This window comes from Streptomyces sp. 8N706, from assembly GCF_052245415.1.
Taxonomy (GTDB): Bacteria; Actinomycetota; Actinomycetes; order Streptomycetales; family Streptomycetaceae; genus Streptomyces.
The window spans coordinates 44,353-66,623 of record NZ_JBQQBW010000027.1 but is presented as its reverse complement, the minus strand read 5'-3'; the positions used below and the strand labels follow the sequence as shown (position 1 = coordinate 66,623).

General features: G+C 69.2%; 16 protein-coding genes. 8 read left to right on the top strand and 8 right to left on the bottom strand.

The window, feature by feature from the left end; translation table 11 throughout:
* Positions 1-17: 17 nt before the first annotated feature.
* Both ACTWQE_RS13160 and ACTWQE_RS13155 read right to left on the bottom strand, forming a co-directional pair.
* On the bottom strand, positions 18-860 hold the full coding sequence (locus ACTWQE_RS13160; RefSeq protein ID WP_443329085.1) for a hypothetical protein: 843 nt from the start codon (positions 858-860) through the stop codon (positions 18-20).
* A gap of 93 nt (positions 861-953) precedes the next feature.
* Entirely contained in the window at positions 954-1,247 is a 294-nt protein-coding gene (locus ACTWQE_RS13155) for a hypothetical protein (protein ID WP_443329084.1), read from the bottom strand.
* A 329-nt stretch (positions 1,248-1,576) separates the two neighbouring features.
* On the opposite strand from ACTWQE_RS13155, the gene ACTWQE_RS13150 reads away from it, so the two are divergent.
* The 8 genes from ACTWQE_RS13150 to ACTWQE_RS13115 all read left to right on the top strand — a co-directional run bounded on the left by ACTWQE_RS13150 (position 1,577) and on the right by ACTWQE_RS13115 (position 13,144).
* On the top strand, positions 1,577-3,691 hold the full coding sequence (locus ACTWQE_RS13150) for an ABC transporter family substrate-binding protein (RefSeq protein ID WP_443329083.1): 2,115 nt from the start codon (positions 1,577-1,579) through the stop codon (positions 3,689-3,691).
* A gap of 124 nt (positions 3,692-3,815) precedes the next feature.
* Positions 3,816-4,505, top strand: coding sequence for a hypothetical protein (locus tag ACTWQE_RS13145; RefSeq protein ID WP_443329082.1), 690 nt, complete (start codon positions 3,816-3,818; stop codon positions 4,503-4,505).
* Between the two features lie 539 nt (positions 4,506-5,044).
* Positions 5,045-6,916: a translational GTPase TypA gene (gene typA, locus ACTWQE_RS13140; protein WP_443329081.1), complete on the top strand. Its 1,872-nt coding sequence runs from the start codon at positions 5,045-5,047 to the stop codon at positions 6,914-6,916.
* 372 nt (positions 6,917-7,288) lie between these two features.
* The gene (locus ACTWQE_RS13135) at positions 7,289-8,917 is read left to right on the top strand and encodes a peptide ABC transporter substrate-binding protein (RefSeq protein WP_443329080.1); all 1,629 of its coding nucleotides are present in this window, start codon (positions 7,289-7,291) and stop codon (positions 8,915-8,917) included.
* A gap of 90 nt (positions 8,918-9,007) precedes the next feature.
* On the top strand, positions 9,008-9,931 hold the full coding sequence (locus tag ACTWQE_RS13130) for an ABC transporter permease (protein WP_443329079.1): 924 nt from the start codon (positions 9,008-9,010) through the stop codon (positions 9,929-9,931).
* Positions 9,924-10,931, top strand: a complete 1,008-nt coding sequence (locus tag ACTWQE_RS13125) for an ABC transporter permease (protein WP_443329078.1) — start codon at positions 9,924-9,926, stop codon at positions 10,929-10,931. Before ACTWQE_RS13130 ends, ACTWQE_RS13125 begins: the two co-directional genes overlap by 8 nt.
* Positions 10,932-10,941: 10 nt before the next feature.
* Positions 10,942-12,000 (top strand): ABC transporter ATP-binding protein, encoded by a 1,059-nt coding sequence (locus tag ACTWQE_RS13120; RefSeq protein WP_443329077.1) that lies wholly within the window; start codon positions 10,942-10,944, stop codon positions 11,998-12,000.
* A complete protein-coding gene (locus ACTWQE_RS13115; RefSeq protein WP_443329076.1) occupies positions 11,993-13,144 on the top strand; it encodes an ABC transporter ATP-binding protein in 1,152 nt (383 codons plus the stop codon). The genes ACTWQE_RS13120 and ACTWQE_RS13115 overlap by 8 nt, the downstream gene beginning before the upstream one ends.
* An 88-nt stretch (positions 13,145-13,232) precedes the next feature.
* Here the strand turns inward: ACTWQE_RS13115 and ACTWQE_RS13110 are convergent, their stop codons facing one another.
* The 6 genes from ACTWQE_RS13110 to ACTWQE_RS13085 form a co-directional block, all read right to left on the bottom strand.
* Complete coding sequence (locus ACTWQE_RS13110; RefSeq protein ID WP_443329075.1) at positions 13,233-14,357, bottom strand: ABC transporter ATP-binding protein; 1,125 nt, start codon at positions 14,355-14,357, stop codon at positions 13,233-13,235.
* 12 nt (positions 14,358-14,369) lie between these two features.
* On the bottom strand, positions 14,370-15,434 hold the full coding sequence (locus tag ACTWQE_RS13105; protein WP_443329074.1) for an ABC transporter ATP-binding protein: 1,065 nt from the start codon (positions 15,432-15,434) through the stop codon (positions 14,370-14,372).
* A gap of 11 nt (positions 15,435-15,445) precedes the next feature.
* The gene (locus tag ACTWQE_RS13100; protein WP_443329073.1) at positions 15,446-16,423 is read right to left on the bottom strand and encodes an ABC transporter permease; all 978 of its coding nucleotides are present in this window, start codon (positions 16,421-16,423) and stop codon (positions 15,446-15,448) included.
* Positions 16,424-16,532: 109 nt separating this feature from the next.
* A complete protein-coding gene (locus ACTWQE_RS13095; protein WP_443329072.1) occupies positions 16,533-18,329 on the bottom strand; it encodes an ABC transporter substrate-binding protein in 1,797 nt (598 codons plus the stop codon).
* A gap of 100 nt (positions 18,330-18,429) precedes the next feature.
* Positions 18,430-19,461 carry an ABC transporter permease gene (locus ACTWQE_RS13090; protein WP_443329071.1) on the bottom strand — a complete coding sequence of 344 codons (1,032 nt, stop codon included), beginning with the start codon at positions 19,459-19,461 and terminating at the stop codon, positions 18,430-18,432.
* Between the two features lie 465 nt (positions 19,462-19,926).
* Entirely contained in the window at positions 19,927-22,047 is a 2,121-nt protein-coding gene (locus ACTWQE_RS13085) for a prolyl oligopeptidase family serine peptidase (RefSeq protein ID WP_443329070.1), read from the bottom strand.
* Positions 22,048-22,271 lie beyond the last annotated feature (224 nt).

Here is a 22,271-nt window from a genome sequence, read left to right as displayed (position 1 = left end):
CGTTTTCCATCTCCCTCTCAGAAGAGCCGCGGGTCGTCGAACGCGCCGGTCGCGAGCAGATAGACATAGAAGTCGGCGAGCGCGACGCTGATCAGCGAGGCCCAGGCGAGGAGCGCGTGCCGCTCGTTGAGCTTCCCGACCCAGCCCCACAGCCGGTAGCGCACCGGGTGCTTCGAGAAGTGTTTGAGGCGGCCGCCGACGATATGCCGGCAGGAGTGACACGACAGGGTGTAAGCCCAGATCAGCACGATGTTGACGAGGAAGACCAGGGTGCCCAGCCCCATGTGGCCCCACTCGTACTCGGCGTTCCGGAACGTGAGCACGGTGTCGTAGGTGAGGATGCCGGCCACCGGCAGCGCGGCGTAGAAGAAGTACCGGTGGATGTTCTGCAGGACCAGCGGCAAGCGGGTCTCGCCGGTGTACGTCCGGTGCGGCTCCGCCACTGCGCAGGCCGGGGGCGAGGCCCAGAAGCCCCGGTAGTAGGCCTTGCGGTAGTAGTAGCAGGTCAGCCGGAAGCCCAGGGGGAAGATCAGGATCAGCAGGGCGGGTGAGAGGCCCCACCAGCTGCCGAAGATCTCCCAGTTCGGGCCGCCCTTCATGGTCTCGCAGTTCTCGGCGAGACAGGGGGAGTAGAAGGGCGAGACATACGGGGCCGCGTAGTAGTCGGTGTTCGCGAAGGCCCGCCAGGTCGAGTAGACGACGAAGGCGAACAGACCGGCGGCGGTGACGGCCGGCGCGAGCCACCAGCGGTCGGTCCGCAGATGCCCGGCGGAGATGGTGGCGCGCGCGGGGGAGCGCACTCCTCCCCGAGCGTCCCTGGAATCGTCGGTGCCCGGTCGGGGTTCGGTGCCAGTGGCCAAGAGGGACTCCGTGCTGGAGTGGGATCGGCTGTGGACGCGGTGCGGTGTTGTCCGTCACTGGGCGGCGCAGGCCGTGACGGTCCGTGCCGCCCGCTAGGGCGCGCGCCGGTCGCGCGCGCCGAGACCTTCGTCCTCGGCGTCCGCCCACAGGGCGCTGTTGTACGGGGCGTCGGGGATGGTGACCAGATCGGGGCGCCGGGCCGCTGTCTGGGACGGCTCGGCGGCGGTTTCGCGCAGCAGGGCGAGGCTCTCCCGCAGATGGTCCGCGTCGGTGCGCACGCGGCGGATCTCGAGGCCGGCCCCGACCTGCTGCTCCAGTCGGCCGACGGTGCGGGTCAGCTCCTCGACCGAGCGCTGTGCGGCTGTCAGATCGTCCTGAAGCGACATGGCTTGCCCTCACTTCCGCAGAGGCCCCTCCTGCCGGAGGAGGGCGAGGAGGGACGCTGACAACGCTGATGCGCATGAGAGTGTCGCGCGTCACATCTTAGCTTGGCTAGGGATCTACCACGATTACCGCTTTCGTGTCGGCGTATGCGTTCGGCCGTTGTCGCACGCGGCCTCCGGGCGCCCTGGGCGGCCTTGCTCCCTCCGGGTGGGAAACCCTGCTCGCACGCCGTGTCTGCGCTCCGGGACGGGCTCGCTCGACTTCAGTGGTCCCGCAATAGGTGCGATGAAACGCATAAGCGGCCAAACGTGTGCAGCCCGGAGGTTCAGCCATGTCCATCGACGGCGTCAGAGGCGCGGCGGCCTTCCGTAAGCGCCGCTGCACCGCGCTTCTCGCGGCGGGCGCGCTTCTTCCCCTGCCTGTTTTGGCCGGATGCAGTACCTCCGAGACCCGTACCGAGGCCCCGGTCGTTCCCCAGGACATCGCCGCCGCCGCCCGCGGGCACGTCCGGGGCAGCGGTACGGTGCGCTGGGCGATCGACTCCGTGCCGGCGACCCTCAATACGTTCCAGGCCGACGCCGACACGACCAGCGACCGCATCGCCGGTGCCGTCCTGCCCGCGTTGTTCACCCTCGACGAGCGCGGCCGTCCGCGGCGCAACCGCGACTACCTCGAATCCGCGGACGTCCTGGAGCGCGAACCCAAGCAGGTCGTGGTCTACAAGCTGAAGCGCGCCGCCACCTGGAGCGACGGGCGGGCGCTCGGGGCCGAGGACTTCACGGCCCAGTGGAAGGCGCTCAGCGGCAAGGACCGTGCGTACTGGACCGCGCGCAACGCCGGGTACGAGCGGATCGAGAAGATCGAACAGGGTAGGAGCCCGCAGGAGGTCCGGGTCACCTTCGCCAAGCCCTACACCGACTGGCGTTCGCTGTTCACTCCGCTCTATCCCAAGGGCGTCATGGGCACTGCGGGTGGCTTCAACGACGGCGCCCGCAAGGCCCTGACCGCCACGGCCGGGCCCTTCGCCCTGAAGAGCGTCGACAGTGCCAAGGAGAAGGACAAGAGCAAGGGCAAGGTGACGCTCGTACGGAACCCCCGGTGGTGGGGTGCCCGGGCCAAGCTCGACACGCTGGTGTTCCAGGCCGTCCCGCGCGACCGGCGGAGCGCCGCGCTGAGCGCCGGGGAGCTGGACATCGCCGAGATCGACCGGCCGACCGTCGAGAAGATCCAGGCGGCACAGGGCAACGGCGCGGTCCAGGGCGAGAAGGCCAAGCAGACCCAGCAGGCGGCCCTCGGCGGCGAGTCGCTCGCCGGAGCTCTGCGCTCCGCACACGCCGGCCCGGCGGAGGCGCTCAGAGCCTGGGCCAGGGCACACGGTACGAAGGACGAGCGCGCGGCCGAGCGGGCACGCCGCGCCGAGGCGGCCCGGCAGGACACGCTCCGCGGCTACACGGTGCGCAGAGCCCTGGAGCCCGCCTACACCCAGCTCGCGCTGAACGGCGCATCGGGGCCGCTCGCCGACGACCGGGTGCGCCGGGCCGTTGCCCGCGCGATCAATCGGCAGGCCATCGCCGACACGGTCCTGAAGCCGCTCGGTCTGCCCGCGAAGCCGCTCGGCAGCCATCTGCTGATGGCCGGACAGCAGGGCTACCAGGACAACAGCGCCGCGCTCGGCAGCCAGGACACCGAGGCCGCGCAGGCGTTGCTCACCTCCGCGGGCTGGCGCCGGGACGGGTCGGTCCTCCCGAAGGCCGGCGGCTCGGTGGACCACCGGAACGGCGAGGACGGGAAGGACCAGGAGAAGAAGGAGCAGGAGAAGAAGGAGGAACGGACGCAGGAGAAGAAGGAGGAACGGACGCAGGAGAAGAAGGCCGGGACGGGCGGCAGCAAGGCCAAGTCGGCCGACGTCCATGTCGTCCGCAAGGACGGCAAGCCCCTGGTTCTCCGCTTCGTTCTGCCGACCGGCTCCGGCGCGGAGCCGCTGCGTACCGTCGGCGAGAGCATCTCCAGGATGCTGATGGAGATCGGCATCCGTACGGAGATCACCAAGGTCACCGACGACAGCTACTTCAAGGACCACATCGCGGCGGGCGACTACGACCTGGCGCTGTGGTCCTGGCCCGCCAGCGCCTACCCGGCCACGGACGCCCGCCCGATCTTCGCCAAGCCGCAGCCCGCGGCCGACGGCTCCCTGATCGTCGAGCAGAACTACACCCGGGTCGGCACCGACCACATCGACCAGCTCTTCGACCAGGCTGTCTCCGAGCTGGACGCCGCGGCCTCCCGCAATCTCGTACGCCGGGCCGACGCCCGGATCTGGGCGGTGGCCGGTTCGATCCCGCTCTACCAGCGCCCGCAGCTGATCGCGGCGCGCTCGAACCTGGCGAATGTGGGCGCCTTCGGTTTCGCTACGCCGCGCTACCAGGACATCGGCTTCCGCAAGTAGGCCCGGATCGGGGTCCCACCGCGGCGAGCGGCCCGGATCCTCTGGATCTCTCACGAAAGGTATCGGGGAAGTGTCCCCGGAGGTCATGTTCTCGATCACATCGGACAGCGGGGGAAGGCACGGCATGCGGCGCGCGTGGATCGTGGGAACGGCGGCGGTGGTGGCGTTGACGGCGGGGGTGGGCTGCTCGTCGCGGAGCGATGACAAGCCGGCGGCCGCGCTGCCCCCGAAGAGCCCGGCCCCCGCCCCTGCCCGGCCGTCACCGCAGCCGTCGCCGCGGGCGTGCGAGGACGGCACGTACCGGTGGTTCAACATCTCCCAGCGCTCCACGCTGACCGACCTCTCCCCGGCGAAGAGCTACCGCAAGGGCCAGCAGGTCAGCACCGAGAGGAACAAGGAACTGGCGCGCTATACGCCCTCGGTGACGACCCGGGGCCCCGTCCTTCCCTCCCAGGCGGTGATCCACGCCCTCGCCCGGCATCTGAAGGCGGGCGACGGCCTGGCGGCCGATGGGTCGAACGGCTCCCCGGCCACGTCCCGGGACGACCGCAGCGCGACCGGAAGCTGGCCCGCGGAGAAGGCCGGCCGCTATCTCACCTCCCGCTCCATCAAGCTGATCGAGGCCGACTTCAGCTATGCCTGCCGGGGCGGCGGCAGAGGCGACGAGATCACCTCGGGGCACGTCCTGACCTGGAAGGCGGGCGCCGACCTGGACATCGTGGCGTGCGACAGGAAGCCGGAGAGGAAGCGGCCCGCGGGGGTGCGCGAGGCGGCCCGGCTCGGCTGCGCCAAGGATGACCCGCCCCGCTCCTGACCGGCGGCCCGGTGCCGGAGGACCCGGCCCGTTCCCGTCCGGAGGCGGTGCGGTGCCGCAGGAGGAACCGGCCCGGCTCCCGGCCGTAACGGCGTCATGCGTTGTCCGGACGGTTTCGCCTGCCCGCGACTCCCTGACTGCGACGGAGCGGGGCCCACGGCTACGGCATCCCCGCCTCCGGCCGGGCCCCTCGCAGCGGTCCCCCGGTACCTCCCGGCCCGACCTCTCCCCGGGGCCATGGTCGACAGGGGGAAACGTCATGCGGGCCCGGTGGCCGGGGCCCGGCCCGGGGCCACGAAAAAGGTGACGAGGGAGTGCCGCCCGGCATGTGCCGGAGCTGCCCGAGCACTCCCCCCGCCTCCGGCCCGGGCCGGCCCAGGGCCCGGCCCGATCCCGCCCGGACAGGGCCTGAGCATCTCCGGGGAGACGGGGCTTTCGCGGTCCACGTACCATGGGGGACAGCCGAGGCGTGCCGCCCGGCGGGGCGTACGAGGAACGAGACGCCGCATCCCACGATCCGAGAGAAGCGCAAGCCACTCATGCCCACGCGCCACGACATTCGTAACGTCGCCATCGTCGCCCACGTCGACCACGGCAAGACGACCCTCGTCGACGCCATGCTGAAGCAGGCCGGTGCCTTCGCCGCCCACGCCGCCGAGCACCTCGACGAGCGCATGATGGACTCGAACGACCTCGAGCGCGAGAAGGGCATCACCATTCTCGCGAAGAACACCGCGGTGAAGTACCACCCCAAGGACGGCGGGGACCCGGTCACCATCAACATCATCGACACCCCCGGCCACGCCGACTTCGGCGGTGAGGTCGAGCGCGGTCTGTCGATGGTCGACGCGGTCGTCCTGCTGGTGGACGCCTCCGAGGGCCCGCTGCCGCAGACCCGATTCGTGCTCCGCAAGGCCCTGCAGGCCAAGATGCCGGTCATCCTGTGCATCAACAAGACGGACCGCCCCGACTCCCGGATCGCCGAGGTCGTCGACGAGACGTACGACCTCTTCCTGGACCTGGACGCGACCGAGGAGCAGATCGAGTTCCCGATCGTCTACGCCTGCGCCCGTGACGGCATCGCCTCGCTGACCAAGCCGGAGGACGGCACCGTCCCGGCCGACAGCGACAGCCTCGAGCCCTTCTTCTCGACCCTGCTCGACACCGTCCCCGCGCCGCAGTACGACGAGGCCGCCCCGCTCCAGGCCCATGTCACCAACCTGGACGCGGACAACTTCCTCGGCCGTATCGCGCTGCTCCGCGTCGAGCAGGGCGAGCTGAAGAAGGGGCAGACCGTCGCCTGGATCAAGCGCGACGGTTCGATCTCCAACGTCCGCATCACCGAGCTGATGATGACCGAGGCGCTCACCCGTAAGCCCGCCGAGAAGGCCGGCCCGGGTGACATCTGCGCTGTCGCGGGGATCCCCGAGATCATGATCGGCGAGACGCTCGCCGACCCGGAGAACCCGGTCGCCCTTCCGCTCATCACCGTCGATGAGCCCGCGATCTCCATGACCATCGGTACGAACAACTCACCGCTGGTCGGCAAGGGCGGCAAGGGCCACAAGGTCACCGCCCGGCTGGTGAAGGACCGTCTGGACCGTGAGCTGATCGGTAACGTCTCGCTGCGCGTCCTGCCCACCGAGCGCCCCGACGCCTGGGAGGTCCAGGGCCGCGGTGAGCTCGCCCTCGCCATCCTGGTCGAGACCATGCGCCGGGAGGGCTTCGAGCTGACCGTCGGCAAGCCCGAGGTGGTCACCAAGGAGATCGACGGCAAGCTGCACGAGCCCATCGAGCGGATGACCATCGACTCCCCGGAGGAGCACCTCGGCGCCATCACTCAGCTGATGGCGACGCGGAAGGGCCGTATGGAGACGATGACCAACCACGGGTCCGGCTGGATCCGGATGGAGTGGATCGTCCCCTCCCGCGGCCTCATCGGCTTCCGTACCGAGTTCCTCACCCAGACCCGCGGCACCGGTATCGCGCACTCCATCTTCGAGGGCCACGAGGCGTGGTTCGGCGAGCTGCGCACCCGTAACAACGGCTCCCTGGTCGCCGACCGGGCCGGTGCGGTCACCGCCTTCGCGATGACCAACCTCCAGGAGCGCGGCGTGCTGTTCGTCTCCCCGGGCACCGAGGTGTACGAGGGCATGATCGTCGGTGAGAACTCCCGCTCCGACGACATGGACGTCAACATCACCAAGGAGAAGAAGCTCACCAACATGCGGTCCTCCACCGCGGATGTGACCGAGTCGCTGGTTCCGCCGCGGCTGCTCTCGCTGGAGCAGTCGCTGGAGTTCTGCCGCGACGACGAGTGCATCGAGGTGACCCCGGAGACCGTCCGTATCCGCAAGGTCGTCCTGGACCAGAAGGAGCGCGGCCGCGCCGCCTCCCGCGCGAAGCGCTGACGTCCCTTCGGGCGCCGGCGCGCCTGAAGGACCGCCCAGGGCCCGGCCCCCATCCCGACGGATGGGCGCCGGGCCCTTCGCCGCTCTCTGCGGGAGCTGCTGATGACGGAGCGTCATATCTCTTACGGTCCTGCCACGCACCGGGGGCGGATCGTTCCCCGTGCGGACGCGCCGTCAGGGTGCCGTCTCCGGCGCCCCTGCCGGGCGGGAGAGGGGCGCGCAGATCCTCACCTCCCGGCGCGCCAAGAGCTGCCGTGCATTCGGGCGGTTCTGCCGCGCCGCCCGCGCGTACCCCCGTAACATAAGTGATCTTTGCTGCATATTGGGGTGTTATTTGGGGCTAGTGGACCTGGCACTCCAAGGAGGCACACCATGCGCGGAGCCACGCACGCCAAGTGGGCCGCATGCGCTGTGACCGTCGCTCTCGCCGCGACGGCCTGCGGCAGCGGTGGTGGGGACAGCGGCGGCAGCGGCGGCGGGGGAATCGTCAGTTCCTCGTGGGCCGATCCGCAGAACCCTCTCGAGCCGGCCAACACCAACGAGGTCCAGGGCGGCAAGGTCCTGGACATGGTCTTCCGGGGGCTCAAGAAGTACGACCCGAGGACCGGCGCCGCGCAGGACATGGTCGCCCAGAGGATCGAGACCTCCGACTCGCAGAACTTCACCGTCACGATCAAGGACGGCTGGACCTTCAGCAACGGGGAGAAGGTCACCTCGCGGTCCTTCGTGGACGCCTGGAACTATGCCGCGCTGATCACCAACAAGCAGAAGAACGCGCCCTTCTTCGGGATGATCGAGGGTTACGACCGGGTCCACCCGGAATCCGGCGCCCCCACCGCCAAGACGCTCTCGGGCCTGACGGTGAAGGACGACAGGACCTTCACCGTCAAGCTCTCCCAGAAGTTCTCCACCTGGCCCGACACCCTCGGCTACGCCGCGTTCTCCCCGCTCCCGCGGACCTTCTTCACCGACCACGCCGCCTGGCTGAGCCAGCCGGTGGGCAACGGCCCGTACACGATCGACTCCTACGCCAAGGGCTCGCAGATGAAACTGCGCGCCTGGAACGAGTACCCGGGGAACGACAGGGCGCAGAACGGCGGCGTGGACCTCAAGGTCTACACCGACAACAACACCGCCTACACCGATCTGCTGTCCGGCAATCTCGACCTGGCCGACGACATCCCGTCCTCCCAGCTCAAGAACGCGCCGCGCGATCTCGGCAGCCGCTACATCAACCAGCCCGCAGGCATCCTCCAGACCCTGGCCTTCCCCTTCTACGACAAGAACTGGGGCCCGGGAAAGGAGAAGCTGCGGCTCGGCATCTCCCGGGCGATCAACCGCCCGCAGATCACCGAGCAGATCTACCAGAAGACGCGTACCCCCGCGACCGACTGGACCTCGCCGGTCCTCGGTGAACAGGGCGGCTACAAGGCGGGGCTCTGCGGGGACGCCTGTACGTACGACCCCGCGGCCGCGAAGAAGCTGATCGAGGAGGGCGGCGGCCTCCCCGGCGGCAGGATGACCCTCACCACCAACGTCGACACCGGATCCCACCGGGTCTGGGCGGAAGCGGTCTGCAACAGCGTCAACAACGTCCTCGGCAACGACCAGGCGTGCACCGTCAGGCCGGTCGGCACCTTCGCCGACTTCCGCAACCAGATCACCAGCGGCCGGATGACCGGGCCGTTCCGCGCCGGCTGGCAGATGGACTACCCGCTCATTCAGAACTTCCTGCAGCCGCTCTACTACACGGACGCCTCGTCCAACGACGGCAAGTACAGCAACCAGGACACCGACCGGCTCGTCGACGAGGCCAACGCCGAACCCGACACGGCCAGGGCCGTGGCGACGTTCCAGAGCGCCGAGAAGATCCTCGCCAGGGACATGCCGTCCATCCCGCTCTGGTACCAGAACGGCACCGGCGGCTACTCGGAGCGGCTCTCGAACGTGCGGCTCAACCCCTTCAGCGTCCCCGTCTACAACGAGATCCAGGTCACCTGACCCACCCCTGCGCCCCGAGGCCCGGCGTCCGGCCCGGCACCGGGTCCGCCCGCGGCTCACCTCTGCTGGCCCACCACCCCCGGAGCCCCCATGGGACGCTATGTGATCCGACGGCTGCTCCAGATGATCCCGGTGTTCATCGGCAGCACCTTCCTGATCTTCTTCATGGTGTACGCGCTCGGAGACCCGGTCGCGGCCCTCTTCGGCGACAAGGCCCCCGACCCCGCCACCGCCGCGCAGATCCGCAAGGACCTCTATCTCGACCAGCCGCTCTGGAAGCAATACCTCCACTACATGGGCCAGATCTTCCAGGGAAACTTCGGCACCGCGTTCAACGGCCAACCCGTCACCGAGCTCATGTCCAGCGCCCTGCCCGTGACCCTGCGGCTGACCCTCGTCGCCATCGTCATCGAGATGCTCGTGGGCATCACCCTCGGAGTGCTCAGCGGGCTGCGCCGCGGGCGGAGCGTCGACACCACGGTGCTGTTCCTCACCCTGATCGTCATCTCGGTCCCCACCTTCGTCACCGGCTATCTGCTGCAGTTCCTCTTCGGCATCACCTGGGACGTCGTCAGCCCCTCGGTGTCACCGGAGGCACCCTTCGACGAACTCATCCTGCCCGGCGTCGTCCTGGCGCTGGTGTCCCTGGCGTATGTGACCCGGCTGAGCCGGACCTCGATCGCGGAGAACGTCCGCGCCGACTACGTCCGTACCGCCATCGCCAAAGGACTCCCACGGCGGCGTGTGATCACCCGGCATCTGCTGCGCAACTCGCTGATCCCGGTCGTCACCTTCATCGGAACGGACATCGGCGCCCTGATGGGCGGGGCGATCGTCACCGAGCGGATCTTCAACATCCATGGCGTCGGCTTCCAGCTCTACCAGGGCATCCTCCGCAACAACGCCCCCACGGTCGTCGGCTTCGTGACCATCCTGGTCCTCGTCTTCCTGCTGGCGAACCTGGTCGTCGACCTCTTCTACGCCGTGCTCGACCCGAGGATCCGCTATGCCTGAGCAGCCGTACGACCCGACGGAGGCCGTCGCCCCGACCGGGGCGGGAGGCGCGATGGACCTCGCCGTGAGCGAAGGCGGGACACTGGAGCGCCCGCCCGGCTCCGACGAGCCTCCCGGCGGGATGAGCGGCGGGCCGGCCGACGGACCGCCCGGCAGACCCCGCAGCCTCTGGTCGGACGCCTGGCGGGAGCTGCGCCGCAACCCCGTCTTCATCATCTCCGGGCTGCTGATCGTCTTCCTCGTCCTGATCTCGGTCTGGCCGCAGCTGATCGCCAGTGGAAACCCGCTCGCGTGCGATCTCGCCAAGTCCCAGCAGGGCTCGGGGCCGGGGCATCCCTTCGGGTACGACACCCAGGGCTGCGACGTCTACACCCGTACCGTTTACGGGGCCCGCGCCTCCGTCACCGTCGGCGTCTGCGCCACCCTCGGCGCGGCTCTCCTCGGCAGCCTCCTCGGCGGCCTGGGCGGGTACTTCGGCCGGTGGGGCGACGCCCTGCTCTCCCGGACCGCCGACATCTTCTTCGGCATCCCGGTCGTCCTCGGCGGCCTGGTCTTCCTCTCCGTCGTCACCAGCACCACCGTGTGGCCCGTCGTCGGGTTCATCGTTCTGCTCGGCTGGCCGCAGGTGTCCCGTATCGCCCGCGGCGCGGTGATCACGGTCAAGCAGCACGACTACGTCCAGGCGGCCCGCGCGCTCGGTGCGAGCGACAGCCGGATTCTGCTGCGGCATGTCGCTCCGAACGCGGTGGCCCCGGTCATCGTGGTCGCCACGATCGCCCTCGGTACGTACATCTCGCTGGAGGCCACGCTGTCCTTCCTCGGCGTGGGACTGCGCCCGCCCACCGTCTCCTGGGGCATCGACATCTCCAACGCCGCCCCGCAGATCCGCAACGCCCCCCACATGCTGCTCTGGCCGGCCGGCGCGCTGAGCATCACAGTGCTGGCGTTCATCATGCTCGGCGACGCGGTGCGCGACGCCCTCGACCCCAAGCTGCGCTGAGGAGCCCGCCATGACCACCCTGCTGGACGTGCGCGACCTGCGGGTCGAGTTCCGTACGAGGGACGGTGTCGCCCAAGCCGTCAACGGGGTGTCCTACGGCGTCGACGCGGGGGAGACGCTGGCCGTGCTCGGCGAGTCGGGCTCCGGCAAGTCCGTCACCGCGCAGGCCGTCATGGGCATCCTCGACACCCCGCCCGGCTTCATCACCGGCGGCGAGGTCCTCTTCCGGGGCGAGGACCTGCTCACCATGGGCCGGGAGGACCGCCGGAGGATCCGCGGAGCCAGGATGGCGATGATCTTCCAGGACGCGCTGTCCTCGCTGAACCCGGTCGTTCCGGTGGGCGCACAGCTCGGCGAGATGTTCCGGGTCCATCGGAGGATGTCCCGCCGGGACGCGAAGCTGAAAGCCGTGGAGCTGATGGAACGGGTGCGGATCCCGGCCGCGCGCAGCCGCGTCGGTGACTATCCGCATCAGTTCTCCGGCGGTATGCGGCAGCGCATCATGATCGCTATGGCGCTGGCCCTGGAACCGGAACTGATCATCGCGGACGAGCCGACCACCGCTCTTGATGTGACGGTCCAGGCCCAGGTGATGGATCTCCTTGCCGAGCTGCAGCGCGAGTACGGGATGGGTCTGATCCTGATCACCCACGACCTCGGTGTGGTCGCCGACGTCGCCGACAGGATCGCGGTGATGTACGCGGGGCGGGTCGTGGAGACCGCACCGGTGCACGAGCTGTACAAGCGCCCCGCGCACCCGTACACCCGGGGCCTGCTCGACTCGATCCCGCGCCTGGACCGGAAGGGGCGGGAGCTCTCCGCCATCCGGGGCCTGCCGCCCAACCTCATGGCCGTCCCGCCCGGTTGCCCCTTCCATCCCCGCTGCCCCCGGGCCCAGGACGTCTGCCGGACCGACCGGCCGCCGCTCCATCCGGTCACCGAGCCGGGGTTCCCCGTGCCGGCGGACGGGGCCGGCCCTCCGGGGGGCGGGCGGGGGGCGGAGATCCGCGCGGAGATCCCCGGCCGCGCCAGTGCCTGCCACTTCTGGAAGGACGAGCTGAATGCCTGAGCCGATCCTCGAAGTGCGCGAGCTGGCCAAGCTCTACCCCCTCACCCGGGGCGTCGTGTTCAGAAAGCACATCGGCGCGGTGAGGGCGGTCGACACGGTCTCCTTCGACCTGATGCGTGGTGAGACCCTCGGCATCGTGGGGGAGTCCGGCTGCGGCAAGTCGACCCTGGCGAAGCTGCTGGTCCATCTGGAGCGGCCGACATCCGGACGGATCCGCTTCCGGGGCGAGGACGTCAGCAGGCTGTCCGGCCGGGCGCTGAAGGCCGTACGCCGGAACATCCAGATGGTCTTCCAGGACCCCTACACCTCGCTCAACCCCCGGATGACCGTGGGCGACATCGTCGGCGAGCCGTACGAGATCCATCCCGAGGCCGCGCCGAAGGGCGACCGGCGACGGAAGGTGCAGGAGCTGCTGGACGTCGTCGGCCTCAACCCGGAGTACATCCACCGCTATCCGCACCAGTTCTCCGGAGGCCAGCGCCAGCGCATCGGGATCGCCCGCGGCCTCGCCCTCCGGCCGGAGATCATCGTCGCGGACGAACCGGTCTCGGCCCTGGACGTGTCCGTCCAGGCGCAGGTGGTCAACCTGCTGGAGAGGCTCCAGGACGAGTTCGACCTGTCGTACGTCTTCATCGCGCACGACCTGTCGGTGGTCCGGCACATCTCCGACCGGGTGGCGGTGATGTATCTCGGCCGCTTCGCCGAGACCGGCACCGAGGAGCAGATCTACGAGCATCCGACCCACCCCTACACCCAGGCGCTGCTCTCGGCCGTGCCGGTCCCCGATCCGGAGGCGCGCGAGCGGCGGGGGAGGATTCTGCTGTACGGCGATGTGCCGTCCCCGGCCGACCCGCCGTCCGGCTGCCGGTTCCGTACGCGCTGCTGGAAGGCGCAGGAGCGGTGCGCGCTGGAGGTGCCCGTGCCGGCGGTCCCGGAGGCGTTCCGCCACGCCGGGGGCCCGGCGGCACATGACTCGGCATGCCACTTCGCCGAGGAGAGGCCGGAGGTCGTAGCGGCCCGGCCCACGGAACCGACCGGACGGGGAGAGCCCCCTCGGCCCGAGGAGCCGGCGGAGCCGGGCAGCAGCGTGCGGCAGGGCGACCGGGTGCGGCCCGACGGGGAGACGCCCCAGCCCCAGCCCTGACAGGGGACAGCGTCGCCGGTACGCCGGACCCCCGTCCGCGGGGCGCGGCGGGCGCGGGTCCGGCGTGACCGGAGCTACCGGCCCGGCGTCACGTCGGGTCCTTGGACGCCTCGATCGCCGCCAGCGCGGGATCGAGGATGACGTCCTCCTCGCGCGCCGCGGTCGTCGGCTCCTCGGGGAAGTGGCACGCCGTCAGGTGCCCTTCGCGGTTGCCGCTGATCCGCACCAGCGGCGGCTCCTGGGTCGCGCACCGCTCCTGCGCCTTCCAGCAGCGCGTACGGAACCGGCAGCCGGACGGCGGGTCGATGGGGGACGGCACGTCGCCGGCGAGACGTATCCGCTCGCGGCCCTCGCTCTCCTCCTCATCGGTCAGCACGGCCTCCGGGACGGCCGACAGCAGCGCGTGGGTGTACGGGTGACGGGGGCGGTTGTAGAGGGAGTCCCGGTCTCCGACCTCCACCACCTTCCCGAGGTACATGACTGCCAGCCGCTGCGAGAAGTGCCGGACGATGGCCAGGTCGTGCGCGATGAAGAGGAAGGCGATCCCCAGCTCCCGCTGGAGCTCCTGGAGCAGATTGACGACCTGGGCCTGGATCGAGACGTCCAGGGCCGAGACCGGCTCGTCCGCGACGATCAGCTTCGGCTCCAGCGCCAGGGCCCGGGCGACTCCGATGCGCTGGCGCTGGCCGCCGGAGAACTCGTGCGGGAAGCGGTTGTAGTGCTCGGGGTTGAGACCCACGGTCTCCAGCAGCTCGCGTACCCGCTTCTCCCGGCCGCCCGGCGGGTTGATGCCGTTGATCTCCATCGGACCGCCGATGATCGTGCCCACCGTCTGCCGCGGATTCAGTGACGAGTACGGATCCTGGAAGATCATCTGGATCTCGGAGCGGATGGGGGCCAGCTGTTTGCGGCCCGCGTGCGTGATGTCCTGCCCGCGGTAGAGAATCTTCCCGCCCGTGGGCTCCAGCAGCCGGGTGAGCAGCCGGCCGGTGGTGGACTTTCCGCAGCCGGACTCGCCGACCAGGCCGAAGCTCTCGCCCGCGTGGACGCTCAGATCGACGCCGTCGACGGCCTGCACCGCGCCGACCCTCCGCTTGAAGGGGAAGCCGCCGTGCACGGGGAAGTGCTTGGTCAGACCCTCGGTGCTGAGCAGGGGTTCCCCCGCGGCGGAGGCGGAGTCCTGAGGCTCGGTCAGGGTGAGATGGTCACTCATGTTTCGGTCTCCCTAGCCCAGCCGGGGCTTGATCTGCTCGATGAAGAACGTCTGCTTCTGCTGCGCCGTGAGATGGCAGGCCGCTCCGCGCCCGGCGGGCAGGGAAGGCCGGTCCGCGGTGCACGACAGACCGGCTCCGACGTCGCCGGCGAAGGCGCAGCGAGGATGGAACGGGCAGCCCGGCGGCGGATTCAGCAGGCTCGGCGGGGTGCCGGGGATGGGCGCCAGCGCCTCGTTGACATCGCCGCCGAGCCGCGGCATGGAGCTCAGCAGACCCCAGGTGTACGGGTGCCGGGGCGCGCGGAGCACCTCCCTGACGGTGCCCCGTTCGACGGCCCGACCCGCGTACATGACCAGCACATCGTCCGTGACATGGGCGACGACGCCCAGGTCGTGAGTGATCAGAATGATCGCCGAACCGAACTCCTGCTGAAGGTCCTTGAGCAGATCGAGGATCTGTGCCTGGACGGTGACGTCGAGCGCCGTCGTCGGCTCGTCCGCGATCAGCAGCTGGGGGTTGCAGATCAGCGCCATCGCGATCATCGCGCGCTGCCGCATACCGCCGGAGAACTGGTGTGGATAGTCGTCCACCCGGAGCGTGGGCTGCGGGATGCCGACCTTGTCCAGCATCTCGATCGCCCGTCGCCGGGCGTCCCGCTTGGACGCACCGGTGTGCTTCCGGTACGGCTCGGCGATCTGCCGGCCCACGGTGTAGTACGGCGAGAGCGCCGTCAGCGGGTCCTGGAAGATCATCGCCATCTTGTTGCCGCGCAGCGACTCCAGGGTGCGCTCCCGCGCGCCGGTGATCTCCTGGCCGTCCAGCAGGATCTCGCCGGAGATCTCGGTGGACTCGGGGTTGTGCAACCCCAGTACGGAGAGGTTGGTCACCGACTTGCCGGAGCCCGATTCGCCGACGATGCCCAGAGTCCGGCCGCGCTCCAGATCGAAGGAGAGACCGTCGACGGCCTTGACGACGCCGTCCTCGGTGGAGAACCGGACGTACAGATCGCGGACCGAGAGGAAGGGGTCCGACCCGGTCGGGGCCGGAGTGTCCTCGGTCTTGGTGAGTGTGGTCACGGGTCGCTCTCCTAGGACAGACGCACGCGCGGGTCGATGAAGGCGTACAACGCGTCCACGATGATGTTGAAGAGAAGAATGAAGGCGGCGCTGAAGAGCATCACGCCCATGGTGAGCGGGAGGTCCTTGTTCTGGACCGACTGCACCGCGAGGCGTCCGATGCCGGCGAGGCCGAAGGTGTACTCGGTGACGATCGCTCCGCCGAACAGCGCGCCGAGGTCCATGCCCAGGATGGTGACGATCGGGGTGAGCGAACCACGCCAGGCGTAGCGGAAGAAGACGAACCGGCTCGACATGCCCTTCGCCCGGGCCGTACGGACGTGTTCCTCCTGCAGCTGCTCGATCATCGTCGAGCGGGACATACGGGTGTAGTTCGCGGTGAAGATCGCCGACATGACCAGCCAGGGAATCAGCAGACCCATGAACCAGCGCGCGGGGTCCTCGGAGAGGGGCACATAGGCCGGGGCGTCGAGCCAGCCGGTGCTGTAGACGAAGATGCCGAGCACGACCGGGCCGAGGAAGTAGATCTGCATCGAGTTCAGCACCAGGGACACGGAGCTGAAGGTCTTGTCGATCAGCGTGCCCTTCTTCCAGGCGGCGATCATGCCGGCGCCGATGCCCACGGTCAGGAAGGACACCAGCCCGCCCACGGTGAGGGAGACCGTGGTGGGGAAGCGGTCGATGATGGTGTCCCAGACCTGCTCGTTGTTGTTGAAGGAGACACCGAAGCAGGGCGCCGGGCAGTGGCCGACGGCGAAGTCGCGTCCGGCGACGATCCCCGACATGTACTCCCAGTACTGCAGCAGTACGGGCTTGTCGAGGCCGAGGTTCTCGTGGATGACCTTCAGCGCGTCGGGGGTGCAGTTCTTGCCGCAGGCCAGCAGAGCCGGGTCCTGCGGTACGGCGAAGAAGAGAAAGAAGGTGAAGGCACTGATCAGAAGGAGAATGGCGCCAGCGCCGAACGTCCGGCGAAGGAGAAATTGAAGCATGGCAGGTCGCTGCTCTCAGGACGGCGGCTGTGACGGGGGGTGGGCGGAGCGGGGCCCCGGGAGTGCGCGCTCCGCCGTGCGGGCACTCCCGGGGACTGCTGCCGAGGGGTTACTTCTTGAGGAACAGGCGGGTGACGTCGATGTAGTTGGTCACCGTGCTGTACCGGGCGCCACCGATGTTGGAGCCGTAGATCTGCAGCTGCTTGGTGTAGTACAGCGGGGCGGCCGGGTTGACCTTCTCCACGATGTACTGGTGCAGCTCGGTCCACTCCTTGGTGGCCTCCGCCGGGTCGGCGATCTTGACGATCCGGGCGATCTCGGCGTTAACATGCTTGTCGTTGATGTGCGAGTAGTTCGCAGCGCCGTCCTGGATCTGGGTGCCGTCGTAGGACGGCGGAACGACGGTGCCGGCCGACGGCCAGTCCTGGCCCCAGCCCGTCATGTAGACGTCCAGGTTGTTCTTGACCTTGCCGACCTGCTCGTACCAGGTGGCGTTGTCGATCTCCTTCTTCTGGACGTCGAAGCCGGCCTTCTCCAGGGCGTTCTCGATGATGACGGACTGCTTCTGGCGGTGCGGCACGTTGGCGTAGGCGTAGACGAGCTTCATGCCCTCCTTGCCGGCCTTCTTCAGCAGCGCCTTGGCCTTCTCCGGGTCGCCGTTGGGCTTCTTGAGCTTGCCGTACGGGTCGTAGCCCTTGACATAGCCCGGGAGGGTCGGGGCCAGCAGACCCCCGGCCGGTTCACCGCCGTAGGTGCCGCCGTCGGGCCGCAGAACCTGGGCGTTCGGCATCGCGTAGGTGATCGCGTCGCGGATCCGCTTGTCCTTGATGCGGTCCATGTTCATGTTCAGCTGCCAGACGTACGGCTGGTATCCCCGGATCGTCCGCTTGCTGGCCGCCGGGTCCTGGACGACGGCTTTGACCTGCGTCGAGTCGACGGAGCCGCTGAACTGGACGGCGTTCTTGGCCTCTCCGCGGTCGGCCAGAATCCGCTTGGTCTGGTCGGCGCGGCTGTGGTTGAGCGTGATGTTGAACCCGCCGACGTACTGGTGGCGGACGGAGTCGGTCTTCGCGTCCCAGTTCGTGTTCTTGACGAGCTTCATGGATTTGCCGGCCTTGAAGTCGGCGATCTTGTAAGGGCCGAGCGAGACCGGCTTGGTGTCGTACTTCTCCTTGGTGTCCGTCTTCTCGGGCACGATGGAGTAGCCGGGCATGGTCAGGGCCTGCGGCAGGTCCGGCTGCGGCTCCTTGAAGTGGAACGTGACGGTCTTGTCGTCCGGCGTCTCGAGGACGGAGTCCGGCAGGTGCTTGCCCTTGTACGGGCCGTCCGGCAGCGCCTCGCGGTACGTGGTGCCGGCGCCGGAGAGCCACTGCTGCAGATAGGTGGGGCCGTCGGATAAGAACTTCGCGTACAGCCGCTCGACCGAGTGACGGACGTCGGCCGAGGTGATGGGGTGCCCGGTCTCGTCCTTGATGCCGTCCTTGAGCGTGTACGTCCAGGTCTTGCCGCCGTCGGACTGCTTGCCGGAGTCGGTCGCGAGGTCACCGACGACCGTCTTGTTGCCCTTCTCGTCCTCCTTGAACTGCGTCAGGCCGCGGTGGATCAGCTTGGCCAGCAGGTTCGCGTCGCTGACGTAGATCTGCCCCGGGTCCTGGTGCGAGAAGTCGTCCTCCTGGAAGACGCGGACGGTCCCGCCGTTCCTGGCGCCCTTGACCTGCTCGGCCGGGCCGGTGGAAGCCTTGGCGTCGCCGTACTCGACCGCCTTCGACTGCGATGCGGCGTCCTCCTGGGTGCTGGACTTGTCCTCGCTGTTCTTGCTGCCGCTGCTGCATGCCGTCAGCGCCAGCGAGCCGGCCGCAAGGGCGACGACGATGGCGCGCGCTCTGCGCGAACGAATCGAATCCATGACGCTGAATCCACCTGTCTGTCGGTTGTTGTCCCTCTGCTGCGCTGCCTGCATCCGGTGTCCCGGAGTAGGGGAGGCAGCCGCCCCCTCAAGTGGACGATCAACGTCCTGCTTTGGGGTCGAAAGCGTCCCGGACGGAGTCGCCGAGAAGGTTGAAGCTCACGACGAAGATCACCATGGCCACGCCCGGGAAGAACATGTACGTCGGGTCCTCTTCGTAGATCCGGCCCGCGATGGCGAACATCCGGCCCCAGTCCGGGGTCGGCTCGACGTATCCGACACCGACGAAGGAGAGGAAGGCCACGCTGAGGATCGAGGACGGGAGCATGTACGTGCCCTGCACCAGGATCGGGGTGACCAGGTTGGGCAGCAGCTCCTTGCGGATGATCCGCCAGCGGGAGGCCCCGGACACCTTCGCGGCCTCGACGAACTCCCGCTCGCGCAGGGAGAGCACCTGGCTGCGGACCAGGCGGGACATCCCCATCCAGCCCAGGAACCACATCACCAGAATGATCGCTGTGGCCCGGATGTAGGTGGGGGTCTCCTCCTGCGGGTCGACGAAGACGGCGACGACCACCGGCATGAAGGCGATGAAGAACAGCTGGCTGGGAAAGGCGAGCAGAAAGTCCGTCAGCCGACCGAGCCAGTAGTCGACCTTGCCGCCGAAGTAGCCGCCGACCAGGCCGATCAGCACCCCGGTGGTGACCATCGCGATCGTCACCACCACGGAGGTGTAGAGCGAGGTGCGCATGCCGTAGATCAGTTGCATGAACACATCGCGGCCGAGGTCGGGCTCGAGGCCGAACCAGTGCTCGCCGGAGATACCTCCGTTGGGGCCGGTGGGGAAGCCGAACTCGTCCAGCAGGTCGAGGCTCTCCTGGCCGTAGAGCGTGTAGGGGTCCTTGCCGTACAGCCACGAGATGACCGGGGCGAGCGCGGCCACCACGAAGAATAAGAGCACGACAAACGCCGAAATCACGCCGGTGCGGTCGCGCTTGAAGCGCATCCACATCAACTGGCCTGGTGAACGGCCTTCGAGAGACCGGTCCTTCCGGTCGGATCCCTTCGCCGGGTTCGCGGAAACCTTCGCTGCATCAGTTGTCGTCACGGCAGCATCGGTTGGACTAGACATGGCGTTTCCCTGCCCCCGGAGCGAAATGTGCTTGACAAAGAACGGGTGCGCTATCGCTGCTGAATGAGCGGAACTCTTGCGAGCGATTCAACGCGCGTCAAGGGGCAAAGCGGTGGGGAGGGGTCGACTCCACGCTTCTTGAGCGAAAATTTCGCAGATTGAGGTCATCGCGTGCTTGACGGGAACGGTCAGTGACCGACTTTTCCGTAAAAACATCCATCAACTTCGTTAACATGGCGGTAACTTAACCGTCGCAACACCGATATACGGACGAGTCAACCTGGTGAACGTACGGCCGTGCGGGTGCCGTGGACCGGCCGGAGGCGGTGTTCCGCCGCCGGCCGGTCGCCTGCCCGGGGCTCTGTCCTGCTCAACCGGGGCACCCCGGTGAAAGGCCCCGTGAACACCGCCACGGCTGTATGGGCATCGGTGCCGGCCCTTTATGGACGCTGTCCGCGTCCGACCTCAGGAAACGCCCAGCGATCGCTTGAGAAAGGCGACTTGGAGCAGGAGGAGGTTTTCGGCCACCTGCTCCTGCGGAGTCATATGGGTCACGCCGGACAGCGGGAGCACTTCGTGCGGGTGGCCGGCCGCGAGCAGCGCCGAGGACAGCCGCAGGGTGTGTGCCGCGACGACGTTGTCGTCCGCGAGGCCGTGGATGACCATCAGCGGCCGGGCCTCACCCGCCGCGGCCGACAACCCCTCGTCCGTGACGAGCGAATTCGCCGCGTAGACCTCCGGCCGGCGGTCCGGCCGGCCGAGATACCGCTCCGTGTAATGCGTGTCGTACAGCCGCCAGTCCGTGACCGGGGCGCCCGCCACACCCGCGTGGAAGACGTCGGGGCGGCGCAGCACCGCGAGCGCCGCGAGATAACCGCCGTAGGACCAGCCGCGGATGCCGACCCGGCTCAGGTCGAGGGGGTGTGATGCGGCCAGTGCCCGCAGCGCCTCCACCTGGTCGTCGAGCGTCACGCCCGCGAGGTCGTTCGCGATGGCCTTCTCCCAGGCGGGCGAGCGCCCGGGGGTTCCGCGGCCGTCGGCGACGACGACGGCGAAGCCCTGGTCGGCGAACCACTGGGATGTCAGATGCGGGTTGTGGGCGGCGACGACCCGCTGACCGTGCGGGCCTCCGTAAGGATCCATCAGAACGGGCAGGGGGCCGTCCCCGTCGCGGTGGCCGGACGGCAGCAGTACGGCGCACGGAATACGGCGTGCGCCCCCTTCGCACAACCGTGCGCGGGCCGTCAGTACGGGTTGCTCCGCGAACGAGGCGATGGTCGCGACGGGCTTGCCGTCCCGGAGGACGCGGACCGTGGCACCGGGGCCGGTCAGCGAGGTGGAGGCGAGCACGGCCACCGCGCCGGAGCGGACCGCCGAATGCACCCCGCGGCGTTCGGAGATCCGCTCCACCCCGAGGTCGCTCACGCGGTGGACATGGATCTCACCCGTTTCGGGCGCGGCCGCCTCGGGACCCGCCGAGGCCGAGACCAGTACATCGTCGTCGGATACGTCGAGGACGGCTCGTACGTGAAGCTGGGGGCCGGTCAGGGGCCGGTCCCCGACCATCAGCACCCGCGCCCCGCCCTCGTCGGCGATCCGGACCAGCCGGCCGTCCGGCGTCCAGACGGGGACGCCGGGGAACAGATCCAGCCACACCGGGTCCTCGTCGGCGTGCAGCATCCTGGTGAGGCCCGTCCCGGTGTCCACGGCGAGGCACAGCTGGCTGCGCTGGTCACGGGCCTGGACGAGGAGGAGGGGCGGACCGGCGGCGGACCAGTGCACGCGCGCCAGATACGGATAGCGCTCGCGGTCCCACTCGACGTCGGTGCGGGAGCCGTCCAGACCGAGGAGGACGAGCCGTACATCGGCGTTGGGCGTCCCGGCGGCCGGGTACGCCACCTCGGCGGGCTGCCGGTCCGGGTTGGCGGGGTCGGCGATCCACCAGCGCTGTACGGGGGATTCGTCGACGCGGGCGACGAGCAGCCGGTCGCTGTCGGGCGACCACCAGAAGCCGCGGGAGCGGTCCATCTCCTCGGCGGCGATGAACTCGGCGAGGCCATAGCCGGTACGGTCGCCGTCGGGTGCGGCCAGGGCCCGGTCGCCCTCGCCGTCGGCGCCGACGACGCGGAGGGCGCCCTGTGCGACATAGGCGACGTGCCGTCCGTCGGGGGAGGGGCGCGGGTCCACGACGGGGCCGGGGACGGACAGTTCACGGGCCGTGCCGACGCGCAGCTCCGCCGTGAACAGCCGACCGGAGAGCGCGAACGCGGCCAACTCGACGGCCTCGTCCACCGCGTAGCCGACGACGCCCGCCGAGCCTTCGCGGCTCCGCTCGCGCCGCGCCCGTTCCTCGGCGGACAACTCCTCCGACGCTCCGCCGAGCAGGGCGGCCGGATCGGCGGCGATGCGCTCCTGGCCGGATTCGAGGTCGTACACCCAGAGCAGATGGGCCCGGTCGGTTCCCGTCCGGGACCGCAGAAAGGCCACACGGGAGCCGTCCGGCGACACGGTGAAGGCCCGCGGGGCTCCCAGGGTGAAGCGCTGGGTGCGGGCGTGCTGGCGCGGAAAGGAGAGCTGTCCGGTCATGCGGCGACCCTAATCCGGGAGAGGCCTGGCGGGAGGGCGGTCGGGGAACCTGTCGTTCCGGTGCCGTCGGCGGTGCGCCGGTTCCCTTCGGCGGACGGCGCGGCCGGAACCCTCCGCCGGGCCGCGGAGGGGCACGCCCGGGCGGGGCGACCCCTGCGCCCCTCGTCTGCTCCCGTGCACCGATCCGTGCCGACGCACGGAAAGTTATGATCAGTTGCGCATGG